At 68.7% G+C, this 15,316-nt stretch carries 11 protein-coding genes; 3 read left to right on the top strand and 8 right to left on the bottom strand.

Annotation, left to right across the window (positions count from 1 at the left end):
- Position 1 precedes the first annotated feature (1 nt).
- Entirely contained in the window at positions 2 to 1,024 is a 1,023-nt protein-coding gene (locus tag EV652_RS28660) for an ABC transporter substrate-binding protein (protein ID WP_158441265.1), read from the bottom strand.
- 28 nt (positions 1,025 to 1,052) lie between these two features.
- Positions 1,053 to 2,270, bottom strand: coding sequence for a C45 family autoproteolytic acyltransferase/hydrolase (locus EV652_RS28655; RefSeq protein WP_199238446.1), 1,218 nt, complete (start codon positions 2,268 to 2,270; stop codon positions 1,053 to 1,055).
- A 233-nt stretch (positions 2,271 to 2,503) separates the two neighbouring features.
- Between EV652_RS28655 and EV652_RS28650 the strand changes: the two genes are divergently transcribed.
- Positions 2,504 to 3,445, top strand: a complete 942-nt coding sequence (locus tag EV652_RS28650) for a MurR/RpiR family transcriptional regulator (RefSeq protein ID WP_158441264.1) — start codon at positions 2,504 to 2,506, stop codon at positions 3,443 to 3,445.
- 20 nt (positions 3,446 to 3,465) lie between these two features.
- On the opposite strand, the gene EV652_RS28645 is transcribed toward EV652_RS28650, so the two are convergent.
- The 5 genes from EV652_RS28645 to EV652_RS28625 all read right to left on the bottom strand — a co-directional run bounded on the left by EV652_RS28645 (position 3,466) and on the right by EV652_RS28625 (position 10,246).
- Positions 3,466 to 4,050, bottom strand: coding sequence for a Chromate resistance protein ChrB (locus EV652_RS28645; protein WP_132212363.1), 585 nt, complete (start codon positions 4,048 to 4,050; stop codon positions 3,466 to 3,468).
- A gap of 10 nt (positions 4,051 to 4,060) precedes the next feature.
- Complete coding sequence (locus EV652_RS28640) at positions 4,061 to 5,839, bottom strand: FAD-binding protein (protein ID WP_158441263.1); 1,779 nt, start codon at positions 5,837 to 5,839, stop codon at positions 4,061 to 4,063.
- A gap of 19 nt (positions 5,840 to 5,858) precedes the next feature.
- Positions 5,859 to 6,581 carry a VIT1/CCC1 transporter family protein gene (locus EV652_RS28635; RefSeq protein WP_132212361.1) on the bottom strand — a complete coding sequence of 241 codons (723 nt, stop codon included), beginning with the start codon at positions 6,579 to 6,581 and terminating at the stop codon, positions 5,859 to 5,861.
- Positions 6,582 to 6,650: 69 nt separating this feature from the next.
- Positions 6,651 to 9,179: an aconitate hydratase AcnA gene (gene acnA, locus EV652_RS28630; RefSeq protein ID WP_132212360.1), complete on the bottom strand. Its 2,529-nt coding sequence runs from the start codon at positions 9,177 to 9,179 to the stop codon at positions 6,651 to 6,653.
- Positions 9,176 to 10,246, bottom strand: coding sequence for an isocitrate/isopropylmalate dehydrogenase family protein (locus EV652_RS28625; protein ID WP_132212359.1), 1,071 nt, complete (start codon positions 10,244 to 10,246; stop codon positions 9,176 to 9,178). The genes acnA and EV652_RS28625 overlap by 4 nt, the downstream gene beginning before the upstream one ends.
- 181 nt (positions 10,247 to 10,427) lie before the next feature.
- On the opposite strand from EV652_RS28625, the gene EV652_RS28620 reads away from it, so the two are divergent.
- Positions 10,428 to 11,165 (top strand): GntR family transcriptional regulator, encoded by a 738-nt coding sequence (locus tag EV652_RS28620; RefSeq protein WP_199238445.1) that lies wholly within the window; start codon positions 10,428 to 10,430, stop codon positions 11,163 to 11,165.
- Positions 11,162 to 12,154, top strand: coding sequence for a GDSL-type esterase/lipase family protein (locus tag EV652_RS28615; protein WP_132212358.1), 993 nt, complete (start codon positions 11,162 to 11,164; stop codon positions 12,152 to 12,154). Before EV652_RS28620 ends, EV652_RS28615 begins: the two co-directional genes overlap by 4 nt.
- On the opposite strand, the gene EV652_RS28610 is transcribed toward EV652_RS28615, so the two are convergent.
- Positions 12,138 to 15,125, bottom strand: a complete 2,988-nt coding sequence (locus tag EV652_RS28610) for a glycine--tRNA ligase (RefSeq protein WP_199238457.1) — start codon at positions 15,123 to 15,125, stop codon at positions 12,138 to 12,140. The genes EV652_RS28615 and EV652_RS28610 overlap by 17 nt on opposite strands.
- Between the last annotated feature and the right edge of the window lie 191 nt (positions 15,126 to 15,316).

Raw genomic sequence — 15,316 nt, 5'->3', positions numbered from 1 at the left:
GTCACTTCCCGTAGAGGAGCTTGACGGCTTCCTGGGCGACCACCTCGGAGGCGATCAGACCCCGCGACCGGGACCACTCGTTCGGGTTGACGTCGAAGGTCGCGTTGTTCTTCACCGCCGGGATCTCCTTCCACAGCGGACTCTTCACCCAGGTGTCGCGCAGCGTCGGTCCGTCGTTCGGGGCGATGAACATCACGTCCGGCTTGGTGGCGACCAGCGTCTCCAGCGTGAGCGAGACCGAGGCGTCCCCGGAATCGTCCGGCAGCGGCGACCGGATCCCGACGACGGCCAGGACTCCCGGCGTGTAGGCCTTCGGCGGGAACCCGGTGAAGCCCTTGTCCGAGGCGCGCACGAACAGCGCCTTGCGGTTCTCACCCGCGGGCACCTCGGCCTTCAGGTCGGCCATCAGCTTGGCGTGCTCGGAGAGCCGGGTCTTCATCTGGTCGCACTTGTTCAGCGCGATCGCGGTGGACATCTCACTGTCCAGCACCTGCTGGTAGTTCCCGTTCAGGCTGGCATAGGCGATCGTCGGCGCGATCTTGGACAGCTGGGCGTAGATCGCCTTGTGCCGGCCGCTGTCGGCCACGATCAGGTCGGGCTTGAGCGCGGTGATCACCTGGATATTCGGCGTCGCCCGGAGGCCGACCGACTTGTACTCGCCGACCTTGTCACGCAGGGCGGGAATGATCCGCTTCGGCTGATCGTCGTCGGCGACACCGATCGGCGACATCCCGACCGCGACCAGGGCGTCGACGAAGGAGTACTCCAGCGCCACCACCTTGGTCGGGCTGCCGGTGATCGTGGTGCTGCCAAGGTCGTGCTTGACGGTGCGGGCCTCTTTCCCGCACTGGTCCAGGTTGACGTCCGGGCTGACGCCCTCGGCCGCCGCGGCGCGGTCGGCGTTCGGCGCCGCGCCGGTGGCGAGCGAGGACGATGAGCCGCCGCAGCCGGTCAGGGCGGCCGCGGCGACGGTCAGGGCTAGGACGGCGACAGTACGCCGTACCTTTGTGGCGGAGTGGGACATGGCACTTGCTCCTCGGACTGAAGCTGGGTCATCGGGTGCCGGCGAGTGCATGCGCCGGTCCGGGGACGTCGGGACGGTCATCTGGACCAGGACCGTCGTACAGATTCCACGGCGCCTGCTGGTAGCTGTTCGCACACGGCAGGCCGGGAGTGAGCCGGTAGGTGCCAGTGGTCAGATCGACCAGGCTGGACACGATGGTGGCGTAGCGGTCGAGCTCGTGCCGGCGCGGATCGACGTGCTGGCAGACGGCGTCGGGATGGCCGAAGTGGTCGCTCATCGTGTCTTGCACGATCTTCGCGAGCCCGTCTTCGGTGGTGCCGTCGCGGCGGACCCGGTTGAGGCCCTCCTCGACTCGCGGCACCCGGTAGAGCGAATCCACCGAGAACGGCTGGTAGCTGTTCTCGATCTGCGGTGGGACGAAGGCCTGGAAATGGTTGCCGTGCACCAGCAACCCCTCGGTCGGGTACATCCAGGCGTTCCGTCCCGGGGTGGTCTCGACGTCGATGGCGAAACCGTCCCGATGGGTGAGCAGAAGATTGCTGGACAAGGACTGCCGGGCGTCGAAGATCGCCTTCAGCGCCTCGTGGAAATCCCAGCTCTCCAAGACTTTGCGGCGGACGAACGCGCCGGGGATCCCCAGCCCGGTGCCGAAGCCGGCGCCGAGGCCGTTGGCGTTCAGCGCGATCCCGGCCGAGTTCGCCCCGTGCCGGCCGACCTGGCCGGCTTCGACGTGACAGATGATCGTGGGCTTGCCGGGCTGCGCGATCCGGACGGCGACGATCGTGTCGGCGACACCGGCCCACAGATCCCAGTTCTGCCCGGCCCACACCCGCCCGAGCGGGTTGGCCGCGGGCAGGATCGCGAACGAGGTGCAGCCCTCGTCCTCGGTGGGGTCGCCACCCAGCCCGGCGGTGGAGGGGGAGACACCGGGCTGGGTGGTGGTCTGGAAGGGGTTCCCTCGGGTCAGTTCGCCCCGGCTGTTGAGGGCGACGATCTCCTCGAAGGAACGGCCGGAACCGTCGGCGATCCCGCGCAGCTCGGGCACGATCTCCGGCAGGTAACCCTCGATGATCGGAACCCACGCACCGGCCCGCTCCTGCACCTGGGGCCAGGACAGTCCGGTCTTGTGGGCGACGGACTCGGCGTAGAAGGCCACCGAGCGGGCGATCTGCTCGCGCGCTGCCTCGCCGTACTGGCGACCGCGTTCCCGCGGGTCCGCCGCCGAGATGTCGATGGTGTCGATCACGGATGCTCCCTGAGCTGGACGGAAACAGGTGGGCCGACCCTCACCCACCGCCTGCCGCCGGAGGTGGCGGCCTAGTGTTGTCGTTGTGTTCACTACGAATATTCAGTTGACGGTAGTGATTGCTACAATGTCTGTCAACGGGTTCTGCCCGGGTTTACCTGTCGGTGATCTGCGACCGGCAGGTGACATGATCAATGCGTAGCGACCGGACGACCGTGAGGGGTGAAAGCGTCGTGACCACTGCGGAGACCAAGCCGCCTACCTTGCAAGAGCGGGTGGCCGCACGGATGGCCGGCCTTACCGCGACCGAGCGGAAGGTCGCGGAGTACCTGTCCGCGCATCCGCAGGAGGCCGCGTTCTCGTCCGCCGAGGAGCTCGGCCGGGCGACCGGCACCAGCGACGCGAGCGTCGTCCGGACCGCCAAGGCACTCGGGTACGACGGCCTGCCCGGGCTGAAGCGTTCACTACAGGATCACCTGCAGACCCTGCTCACCCCGGCCAGCAGGCTCAGCGCCAGCCTCGAGACGCTCGGCGACGGACCCGAGGCGGTCCTGCGGGCGACCCTGCGCGATCACATCGAGCACCTGATGATCGCCGAGCAGACCATCGACCCGGACGAGTTCCGCCGCGCGGTCGAGCTCATCGACGGCGCCCGGGAGACGGTGGTCTGCGGATTCGCCGGCCTGGACGGCGTCTCGGAGTACGTCGCCACCCACCTGACCCGGATCGGGCACCGCGCCCGGGTCGCGACCGACACCGGTTACCGGCTGGCGGACCGGATCCTGCTGCTCGGGCCCGAGGACGTCGTCGTCGTGATGGCGCACAACCGGATCAACCGCGAGGCGCGGATCATCCTGGACCACTGCTCCGAGACCGGCATACCGGTGATCCTGGTGACCGACACCCTCGGCGAAGCGCTGCGGGACGAGGTGGCCGTCGTACTGTCCACCCGGATGAGCCGGCCCGGGACGTACACCAGTCAGGTGATGGTCCTGATCGTGCTGGAGGCCCTCGTCATCGCCGTCGCCGCGCATGACCGCGAGCGCGCGCTGAGCAACACCGTCCGGATGAACCAGCTCCGCGAGCAACTGAACGGCTACCCACTGGCCGACGAGACGATCCTGGGTCTCCCCCGCACCGTCCCACCGAGGTCGAAACCCCGGCGCCGCAGCTAGCCCTCAGCCCACCAACTGGGCTAGACCTTGCCTTCGGTCCGTTCGTAGACGTCGGCTTCGAACTCTTCCAGCAGGCGTTCGCAGTCGGCGACCTTCGAGTGCGCCAGCTCTTTGCCGTCGGCACCCATCCAGTCCCGGCCCTCGACCTTCGCGAGCCAGCGACGGAGCTTCTCCAGGTCCTGGCGAATCTCCTCGGCCTCCTCGAACGTGTAGTTCTCCCGGAACCGCTCGAACTCGATCTCCTTGACGAACTTGGTGTCGCACTCCTCGACGATCTCGGCGTACTCCTTCGCGGACTGGCTCCGGAAGCCCTCCACGAACTGCGAGCGAGCATCCTCGTCGACATCGGTGAGGGTGAGGAACACGCTCGAGCCGCCGAGCTCGGCGACCCGCTCCCGCACCTTCTCCAACCCGGCCCGCAACTCCTCACGGTCCGGCAGCACACACACCGCCTGCTGGACGTAGAACCCGCCGAGCCGCTTCAGCTCCCGCCAGACCGCCACCCGCGCCCGCGACGAGTCACTGGGCACCTTGTAGATCAGCAGCAGCCAGGCCTCGGTGTCAGGGGTGGGCACCGCAGCCTTCGTCCGTCGGGTCGTCGCCATGCCGCACAGGTTATCCGGCCTCTCGCGCACTCACACGATTACGCAGTCCTTCCACCAGGTGAGGCATCACCTCCCGCCAGTCCGCGACCAGCCCGACGTCACAGTGCGCGAAGACCTCCGCGGCCGGGTCGGTGTTGATGGCCAGGACGGTCCCGGCCCGGCTCGCGCCGGCCAGGTGGTTCAGATTGCCGGACAGGCCGACCGCGAAGTACATCCGCGGCGCAACGCTCCGGCCGGTGATGCCGAGCTGCCGACCGTGCGGCAGCCAGCCTTCGTCGGTGACCTTGCGGGTCGCGGCCAACTCCGCGCCCAGCAGGACGCGCATGGGCTCGAGCTCGGCGTATCTTTCGGGCGCTACGCCGCGGCCGACTCCGATCACCACGTCGGCGCGGTCGAGCGCGTCGCCTTCACTTCCGGTACGACGCTCTGCCCGGCGTACCGCTGGATCCGCCGGCACGTGCAGGGTGTGGTCGTCCAGGGGTCGGTCGGCTCGCGGGGTGCGCAGTGGGAGGAGGCCGGTTCGCAGGGTCGCGATCTGAGGCGATCCGTGGCTGACGATCTCGGCGAGGGTGCCGCCGCCGGATGGTTTCAGGCCGGCTAGGTGGGTGCCGTTGATGTTCAGGCTGACCAGGTCGGACATCAGTCCGGCGCCGGTCGCCACTGCGAGCCGGGCGAGCACCTCGCGGTCCCAGGGCAACGCCGCACCGAGCACAGCCCAGGGCTCGCGGTCAGCCATCCACTTCACCAGGCTCTCGGCAACCGGCCGGGGCTCATCACCCGTCAACGTCACGACGGCGTCAGCACCCCACCGCGCGAGGTCGTCGCTGCTCTGCTCTGTTCTGACTGCAGTCACCGACCCACCAACCTCCGCGGCGAGCGATGCCGCCGCACCCAGCAGAGCCTGGGTGCCGGCCGACGGACCAGGCCCAACAAGCACAACCACCTCGGACCCACCCGGGAGCTGAGCACTGGGGACGGGCTCGGCTGATTCCGCGTGAGGGGCTTCGAAGCAGCCTCGGGCTATTAGTTCGGTGATGGCTCGGGTTACCTGGGTTTCGGGGCGGCCGCGGAAGATTACCGGGTCTCGGGTGAGGGAGGCCGGGTGGACGTTGGCGACCTTGGTGGGGCTGCCGTGGAGACCCCAGCGGCCGGGGGGCAGGTCGGACGTGGTGACGCGGCGGATGGTGTCCCCGGTGGGCCAGGTCTCCGCGGGCGCTTTACACGGATTGCAGGAGCGTTCGGCTACAGCTACCACCGCAGGGAGTTGTACGTCGACATCCTCGATGCCGGTGTCGTACTGGACGGTGGTTCGGAGGCGGGTCGTCGTACCGGACGTGTGTGGTTCGAGCGTCAGGACCGGCCCGGTGAAGGGGACGCCGAGGAGTTCGGCGAGCATGGCGCCGACCGCGCCGGTGCTGCCGTCGACGGAGCTGGCACCGACCAGGATCAGGTCAGGTCGGTCGTCCAGCACCGCGATCGTGGCGGCCAGGGCGCGGGCGGTGATCAGGCAGTCCGACCCGGCCAACGCCGGGTCCGTCAGGTGCAGAGCGTCGTCCACACCCCACGCGAGGGCCTCTCGCAGTACGTCGGCAGCCGCCGGAGGACCCATGGTGATCGCCGTACTGCGACCGCCGGAGTCCGCCGCCAGCCGGACGGCTTGGGCGACGGCCCGGCGACACCACGGATTCATCTCCGTGACGGCGCCGGCCCGCTCGAGCCGCCCGTCGGCGTCCAGCCGTCCACTGTGGTCGCCCTTCGGCACCTGCTTGATCAGAGCCGTGATGCGCACAACGGCCATCCTCCTTGTGTCATGACAACCCGGTTCCTACTGCTAGTCCGATGACGAATGTGACTGCGGCCGACACCCCACCCAGGAGGAGCTGCCGGCCACCGCCGTACCAGAACGGCCGTGCGGTGATCTTGCCGACGATTCCGCCGGTGACGACCAGACCGAGGGCACTCAGCACCAGCGCCGGCCAGACGCTCATGGCGCCGAAGATGAACGGGATCAGCGGAATCACTGCGCCGAAGGCGAAGGCGATGAACGACGATCCGGCCGCCAGCCACGGCGACGGCAGGTCGTTGGGGTCGACACCGAGCTCTTCGCGAACGTGCACGTCGAGCGCGACCGCCGGGTCGCTGGTCAGCTCGCGGGCGACCTCCGCCGCAAGCTCGGGACGCAGGCCCTTCGCCTCGTACATCATCGCGAGCTCGCGCTCTTCTTCCTCGGGGTGGATCTGCAACTCGCGCCGCTCGATCTCGATCTCGGCCTGCATCAGCTCGGTCTGGGACGAGACCGAGGTGAACTCGCCGGAGGCCATCGAGCAGGCGCCGGCGACCAGGCCGGCCAGTCCGGTGATGATCACGACCTTGCCGGTCGCGCCACCACCGACGACACCGGCGACCAGGGCGAAGTTCGACACCAGGCCGTCCATCACGCCGAAGGTCGCGGGCCGCAGCCAGCCGCCGGTGACGTCGCGGTGCGAGTGGTGAATCTCGGGAGTCGGTACTTCCGCTACATGCGCGGTCATTTCGAAGAATCCTTCCGCGGGGGTAGGTGAGCGTAACCTTAGTTAATTTGCATCACCTGTTACATCAGTCTACTCGTTACTTTTCTGACCCCGCAACGATTCCTCCCGCAGACGGTTAAGCACATGGGGCAGAACGCCGCCGTGGTGGTAGTAGTCGACTTCTCGAGGGGTGTCGAGGCGGATCTTCAGCCGGTACTCCTTGCCCGCGGAATACGCGGTGGCGAAGCCGTCCTCGCCGAGGTGGATGCCGATCGGCTCCGCACCGGTGAGGTCGTCGCCCTCACCGGTGCGGAACTCCAGCGGCAGGATGCCGAGCCCGACCAGGTTCGACCGGTGGATCCGCTCGAACGACTGGGCGAGGACCGCCCGCACGCCGATCAACGCCGGCCCTTTCGCGGCCCAGTCCCGGGACGATCCGGTCCCGTACTCCTTGCCCGCAACAACCACGATCGGTACGCCGGCTGCGCGATAGGCTTCGGCCGCGGCATAGATCGACGTCAGTACGCCGTCCGGTCCTGGGGTCGTCGGCCCTTCGATGCCTTGAGCAAGCTGATTGCGCAGCCGGACGTTGCCGAAGGCACCTCGCATCATCACCAGATGGTTGCCGCGTCGCGACGCATAGGTGTTCAACTGGCTGCGCGGCACCCCTAGTTCGGCGAGGTACCGACCGGCGACGCTGTCCGGCGGGATCGCACCCGCGGGCGAGAGGTGGTCCGTGGAGACCGAGTCACCGAGTCGCACCAACGCACGTGCCCCGATCAATTCACCCGGCGCCGACGCCTGGTCGAAGTACGGCGGCTTCTGCAGGTACGTCGAATCACCCCAGGCGAACGTCTCCCCCTCGGGCGCATCGAGCCGTCGCCACCGCTCGTCACCGGCGAACACATCGTCGTACGCACTGGTGAAGAGCTCGGGCTTGAGCGTCTGGCCGATCACCGCATCGATGTCGGCTGACGCAGGCCAGAGGTCTGCGAGGTAGACCTGGTCACCGCTCGCGTCGATGCCGAGAGACTCGGTGAGCAGATCGATGTCCATCCGGCCCGCCAGCGCGTAGGCGATCACGAGCGGCGGCGAGGCGAGGTAGTTGAGTCGCACGTCGGGCTGGATCCGGCCCTCGAAATTGCGGTTGCCGGACAGGACGGCGGCCACGGTCAGGTCCTGCGCACGGACCGCCTCGCCAACCGAGTCGATCAGTGCACCCGACGCCCCGATACATGTCATACAGCCGAAGCCGGCCAGGTGGAATCCGAGTTTCTCCAGGTACGGCGTGAGGCCGGCGTCGCCGAGGTAGTCCATCACCACGCGCGATCCGGGCGACAGTGTCGTCTTCACCCACGGTTTGCTGGTGAGACCGCGTTCGACCGCGTTCCTGGCGAGCAGCCCGGCGGCGACCATCACCGCGGGATTGGAGGTATTCGTGCAGGAGGTGATCGCCGCAACGACGACAGCACCATGGCCCGGAGCCCCGACTGTGCGGCGCCCCGTCGGGAGTTCCGCCTCAACGGCTTGGCGAGCCTCGGCGAGTGAGGTGCGCTGCTGTGGCCGACGTGGACCGGCGATCGACGGGACCACCGTGTTCAGGTCGATGTCGACGTACTCGTCGTACCGAAGCTCCACCGCCGGGTCATGCCACAGTCCTTGCGCCCGCGCATACGCCTCGACCAGCGCGACTTTCGAAGGCGGTCGGCCGGTGAAGAGCAGGTAGTCCAGCGTGCGCTGGTCGATCGGGAAGTACGCCGCGGTCGAGCCGAACTCCGGGCTCATGTTCGCGATCGTGGCCCGATCCGGCACCGGCAACTCGGCCAGCGCCGGACCGCCGAACTCAACCAGCTTGCCGACCACACCGTGCGTCCGCAGGGTCTCGGTGATCGTCAGCACCAGATCGGTCGCCGTCGTCCCGATCGGCAGCGAACCGGTCAGCCGTACGCCGACCACCCGCGGCAGCATCATCGACACCGACTGCCCGAGCATCGCTGCCTCGGCCTCGATCCCACCGATCCCCCAGCCGAGCACACCCAACCCGTTGACCATCGTGGTGTGCGAATCCGTACCCAGGCAGAGATCCGGGAACAGCAGACCGTCATGTTCCTCGACCACGCGGGCCAGATGCTCCAGGTTGATCTGGTGCATGATCCCCGCACCCGGCGGGACAACCTTCAGCTGCTTGAACGTCTGCTGCCCCCAGCGCAGGAACCGGAACCGCTCGGCGTTCCGCTCGTACTCCAGCGCGACGTTCAACTGCATCGCATCCGGCCGGCCGAAGGCGTCCGCGATCACCGAGTGATCCACTACCAGTTCTGCCGGGATCAAAGGATCGACCAGCGCCGGATCCTTGCCCTCGGCCACCATCGCGTCACGCATCGCCGCCAGGTCCGCGAGCACCGGTACGCCGTTGGTGTCGTGCAGGAACACCCGCGACGGATGCACCTCCAACTCGCCGACCACACCGGGCTCCCAGACCCGGAGTACGCCGCTCGACGTCTGGTGCCGGAGCGCGTTCTCGAGCAGGATCCGCAGCGTCCGCGGCAGGTGGTCCGGCGCGATGCCGCGTAACGAGTGGAAGGAGTACTCGCGGTCTCCGACAGTCAGGGTGTTCATCTCAGACCATCGGCCACGGCCGAGGCGAACTCCGACGTACCGGCAGTTCCGCCGAGGTCCGCCGTACGGATGCCTCGAACAACCGTGGTCCGCAGCCCCTGCTCGACCAGTACGGCGGCCTGCCGCGCGACCGGGTCGTCGCGCCGGTTGCCGAGCCAGTCGAGCAGCATCGCGCCCGACGCGATCATCGCGGTCGGGTTGGCCAGGTTGCGGCCGGCGATATCCGGTGCGGAACCGTGCGCGGCCTGGGCCATCGCGTGGTCGGCGGAGGCATTGACGGACGGCGCGATACCGAGGGAGCCGGCCAGTTCGCCGGCCAGGTCGGACAGGATGTCGCCGAACATGTTCTCGGTGACGAGGACGTCGAAGTCTGCGCCGTGCCGGACCAGGTGGACGGTCATCGCGTCGATGTGGAAGTCGTCGACCCGGACGTCCGGGTACTCGACGGCGATCTCGCGGCAGATGTCGCGGAAGAAGCCTGTGGTGAGGCGCAGCACGTTCGCCTTGTGGACGACGGTCAGATGCTTGCGGCGCCGCATCGCCAGCTCGAACGCCTGGCGCGCGATCCGCTCGATCGCGGGCCGGGTGAAGATCCCCATCGCGATGGCCACGTCGGCGGTCGGCATGTACTCGCCGGTGCCGCGATACGTACTGCGGTCGGCGTAGAAGCCCTCGGTGTTCTCGCGGACGACGACCAGGTCGAGACCGGGCACCAGCGCGGGCGTCCCCTCGAAGGCCTTCGCCGGCCGGATGTTCGCGAACAGGTCGAACTGTTTCCGCAGGAAGCCGCTCGGGTTCAACTGCACTCGATGCTCTTCCGGGTACGACGCACTGTCGTGCGGACCGAGCAGCCAGCCGTCGAGTTGCTCGAGCGTCTCCAGCGTGATCGGCGGAAGCGCACTGCCGTGCGTCTCGATCGCCTCGGCACCGACCGGGAGCGGAACCCACTCGATCGCCGCACCACCGGCAGCAGCTACCGCCGCGTCGAGCACCTGAACGGCCGCGGGCACGATCTCGGGCCCGATGCCGTCACCGGCCAGCACGCCCAGCCTGTAGTTGTCTGCCATGGCCACCTTCCCAACAGCACGTCCACCAGATCAGCTCTGACTATGAGTCGTTATAACCTTCTGCGTCAACAGGTCATCTATGATCGTCTCAAGCCTTGAAATCAGGCGGTCTGTGCCTGGATCTCGTTATAACCAGATGCCTGAGGTAAGTTGTAGCCCGGTCCGGACGAGGAGGGCAGGCGTGGCAGAGCCGAATCTGGCGGCCAACGGGGCGGCCAAGATGGCGACCAAGGCCGAGGTCGCGTACGAGCTCGTGCGCGACCAGGTGCTGCACGGAGATCTGGTGCCCGGATCGGTCATCCAGCAGGCAGCCCTGGCGCGGCAGTTGGGGATCAGTACGACGCCGCTGCGGGAGGCGCTGCGGCGGTTGATGAGCGACGGACTGGTGGAGCTGGATGCACACCGGGACGCGCGGGTGACCCGGCTGACCGCCGAGGAGGCGCGTGACCTGGTCGAGCTGCGCCGGTCGCTCGACCCGTTGGCGGCCGGGCTCGCGGCTGAGCGTCGTACCAGGCAGGACCTCGAACTGATCCGCGCGACGGCGGACGAGCTGTTGCCGTTGCGGACCGACCCCGGGCCGGCCGAGTTGTCCACGCATCGGCGGTTCCATGTCGCGATCTACACCGCGTCGCACAACCAGATGCTGGTCCAGACCCTGGACGGACTGTGGGACAAGGCGGACCGGTACCGCAGGCTTGCTCTCGAGGACGGACGCACCGAGGAGGACCTGGACCGTACCCACGCCGAGCACCTCGCGTTGGTCGACGCGATCGCGGCCGGGGACTCCGAGACGGCCGCTGCGGTCATGCTCGCCCATGTCGATGCCAGCCTCGGTGCGCGTGCGGTCGCCCGCCTCACGTCCGCCGCCGCACAACCCGTCGCCCGGTCACTCCGGGGCATCCGAGGAGCACGAACATGACCGACGCGCTGTGGACCGGTTTCCAGCATCGTGAGGTCGACGCCGACGGCTGGACGACGTACTGGCGGCTGGATCCGCGTGGTCACGATTTCCGGCAGATCGACTGGACCGGGTACCCGGACCGCCCGGGTCATCGGCTCTGGGATCGCGCCGCGACACCCGCGGGCGTACGAGGAGCCTGGCGTACGGCGGCATCCTCGGTGAGCCTGGAGATCCGGGCGGAGCTCGGGATCTACACCAGGATCGCGCCGGTCGACGTCCTGGTCGACGGCGAACTGCACCAGCGGTCCGCGGTCCGGGAGGGGGAGCAGCGGCTGACCTTCGACCTGCCGGGGGGTCAGGTGGAGGTGGAGATCTGGCTACCGCAGGCCGGCGTGATCTCGATTCGCGAGCCGCGCTTCGACGGTGCGGCCGAGCCGCTCGCACCGACCGGACCGCGGTGGGTGACCTACGGCAGCTCGATCACCCAGAGCGGCGGTGCGTACGGACCGTCCGAGACCTGGCCGGCTCTGGTCGCCAGGCAGCACGGCTGGGAGTCCGTCAATCTCGGCTTCGCCGGTGAGTGTCATCTCGACCCGGTCGCGGCCCGGACGCTCCGGGATCTCCCGGCCCGGCTGATCTCGCTGTGCCTCGGCATCAACATCCACGGCGGCGAGACCTTCAGCGGCCGGACCCTGCCGGGCCAGGTCGAGGCATTCGTCGCAACGGTCCGCGCGGGCCATCCGAAGACGCCGCTCGTCGTGATCACTCCCCTGCCCGCCCCGAACCGCGAAGACAAACCGAACGCGGTCGGCCTCACCCTGGACGACGTCCGCGCCTGCGTCGAGCTGGGCGCCCGGACCGACCCGGCCGTCCAGGTGATCGACGGGCGCGACGTGCTCACGACGGACGAGGCCCGGGCCCTGTACGCCGATGATGTGCATCCAGGGCCCGACGGCTACCGTCTGATCGGCGAACGCCTCGCCGGTCTGCTCACTCTCCCGCACTGAGGCTGGTGCCGAGGGCCTGCCAGTCGAGGACCGGCGCGGCGAGCGCGCTGATCGTTGCCAGCAGCCCCAGTCGGGCAGCGCGCAGGTCCTGGTCCTCGGCCATCACCAGGATCTCGTCGAAGAAGGTGGTGACCGGCTCGACCAGTACCGATGCGGCAGTGACGAAGTCGGCCAGCACAGTCGGCGCCTGGCCGACCTTCTGGACCGCCTCGTGCAGGACGACCTCGGCCGGCTCGGTCAGTTTGCCCGCGTCGTACGACGCCTCGGTCCCTTCCGGCACGATCCGTCGTACCCGCTGCAGAACCGCCACCAGGTCGGCGAAGTCGCTGCTGCCGACCAGCTCCTGCAAGGACGCCAGCGTCTCGTCCGCGACCGCCGGAGCCGTTGCCAACGGCAACACCGCAGCCACCTGGTGGTGGTCGTCACCGCGATCGATCAGCTGCTGCTCGTACCGCCGGACGGTGAACTCGGCAACCTCGTCCAGCGAATCCGCCGGTACGTCGATGCCCTGGGCACCGATCTCCGCGGCGGCAGCCTTCAGGCCGGCCTCCAGGGTGATCGCCTTCAACGACGGGTGCTCGCGCAGGATCGCGACCACACCGGCGGCCGCGCGGCGCAGTGCGAACGGGTCGGAGCTACCGGTCGGCTTGGCGCCGATCCCGAACAGCCCGGCCAGCAGGTCGAACCGGTCGGCGAGCGCTAGCAGCGCACCCGGCGTGGTCGACGGCACCGGGTCGCCCGCGGACCGCGGCAACTCCATGTCGTAGAGCGCCTGGGCGACGGCCTCGGTCTCACCGGCACGCCGCGCGTACTCACGGGCCATCGTGCCGGCCAGGCTGGTCAGCTCGACCACCATCTGCGACCCCAGGTCGAACTTCGCCAGCTCGGCAGCCCGCTTCAGCGTGGTCAGGTCGTCGCCGTCCAGCCCCACCACCGCGGCCAGGGCCGTGGCGATCCGGCCGATCCGCGCCGCCCGGTCGGCCATCGAGCCGAGCCGCTCCTCGAAGGCCAGCTTCTCCAGCTCGCTCTTCATGGTCTCGAGCGGCGTCTCCAGGTCGGCCCGCCAGAAGAAGGCGGCGTCCTCGTAGCGCGCCCGCAGCACTCCCTCGTTCCCACCGCGGACCACGGCCTCGTCGACCGAACCGTTGGCCACGGCAACGAAGTGCGGGAGGAGGTTGCCGTCGCCGTCGCGGACCGGCAGGTACCGCTGGTGCTTGCGCATCACGGTGGTCAGGATCTCGCCCGGCAGCGTCAGGTAGTCGGCGGAGAATCCACCGAGGATCGCGGTCGGCTCCTCGATCAGGTTGACGATCTGGTCGATCAGGGCGGATTCGCCCTCGACGTCGATCGTACCGCCGACGCTCGCGGCCAGCTCACGCGAGGCGGTGACGATCTGCTCGCGGCGACGAGCGGGGTCGGCCTCGATGCCGTGGATCCGGAGCAGGTCCAGGTACCCCTCGGCCGCGGCGATCTCGACCTGCGTCTGGGCAGCGGTCCGGAGCACTCGCGTCGTCCGGCCGGCGGCCAGAGACGACACCGACACCGGGACCACCTGGTCACCGAGCAGCGCGACCAGCCAACGGACCGGGCGGGTGAACGACAGCTTGGCGTCGTTCCACCGCATGTTCTTGTCCGACCGCAGCCCGCTGACGATCTCACTCAAAACGCCGCTCAGTACCTCGGCCGCACCACGACCCGGGTCGGGCTTGGTCACCGCGACGTACTCGACGCCGTCGACGTCCAGATCGTGCAACTCGCTCACGTCGACACCCTGACCGCGGGCGAACCCGGCGGCGGCCTTGGTGACGTTGCCGTCGGCGTCGTACGCGGCCGACTTCCGCGGACCACGCACGACGCGCTCCGCGTCCGGCTCGCCCGCCTGGACACTGGCGACGAAGGCGACGACGCGGCGCGGAGTCGCGTACGCCGTGATGTCGCCATGGCCGAGGCGGGTCGCGGCCAGCTTCTCGGTCAGAGCCGTACGGACGGCCTCGGCGGTCTTGGTCACCTCCGACGGCGGCATCTCCTCGGTGCCGATCTCGAACGTCAGCTGCCGGGTCCCGGTGACGGTCGGGAACTCGGTCGGCTCCGGCGCCGCGGCGGGCAACTCGGCGATCCCCAGCGGGTGCTCGAGCTCGGTACGACGCTCGGCCCACAACTGAGCCACCTCGCGGGCCAGCGACCGCATCCGGCCGAAGGCCTTGGCGCGTTCCGTCGTACTGACCGCACCACGGGAGTCGAGCACGTTGAAGGTGTGCGAGCAGCGCAGCACGTAGACGTGCGCCGGGACCGGGAGCCGCGCGTCGAGCATTCGGCGGGCCTCGTTCGCGTACTCCTCGAACAGCCGCTTCTGGCTTTCGACATCGGCGTCGTCGAGGTAGTAGCGGCTCATCTCGTACTCGGCCTGGCCGAACGCCTCGCCGTACGAGATTCCGGGCGCGTAGGCGATGTCCTTGAAGTGCGAAACGCCCTGCAGCGCCATCATGATCCGCTCGATGCCGTAGGTGATCTCCACCGACACCGGGTCCAGCGTCATCCCGCCGGCCTGCTGGAAGTAGGTGAACTGGGTGATCTCCAGGCCGTCCAGCCAGACCTCCCAGCCGAGCCCCCAGGAACCCGTCGCCGGGTTGGCCCAGTTGTCCTCGACGAACCGGACGTCGTGGGCGTGGACGTCGATCCCGAGCGCGGTCAGGCTGTCGAGGAACAGCTCCTGCGGGTTACCCGGGTCCGGCTTGAGCACCACCTGGAACTGGGTGTGCGTCTGCAGCCGGTTCGGGTTCTCGCCGTACCGGCTGTCGTCCGGCCGGACACTCGGCTCGACGTACGCGACCCGCCACGGCTCGGGACCGAGCACCCGCAGGATGGTCGCCGGGTTCAGCGTTCCGGCGCCGACCTCGGTGTTGAACGGCTGCACGACCATGCACCCGCGGTCGGTCCAGTACTTCGTCAGCGCCAGCAGCGCGTCCTGCATGGTGAGCACAACAAACCTCGAGCCATCTTCGGAGGGGGTTCCAGCCCCCGAAGTCTATTCGCCCCGACCGGGTGCCCAGGTCCCGGCCGGAGGCGGAGACCAGCAATCGTTTGATTCGCGTCAGCGCGGAGGGGGCTCACCCTCCCGCTCGGGGAACCGCAGTTCAGCTGAACGCGGTTGCCGTTGGCCCT

The organism is Kribbella steppae, from assembly GCF_004342025.1.
GTDB lineage: Bacteria > Actinomycetota > Actinomycetes > Propionibacteriales > Kribbellaceae > Kribbella > Kribbella steppae.
The sequence above is the reverse complement of the archived record's forward strand: the minus strand, read 5'-3'. Positions and strand labels throughout refer to the sequence as shown.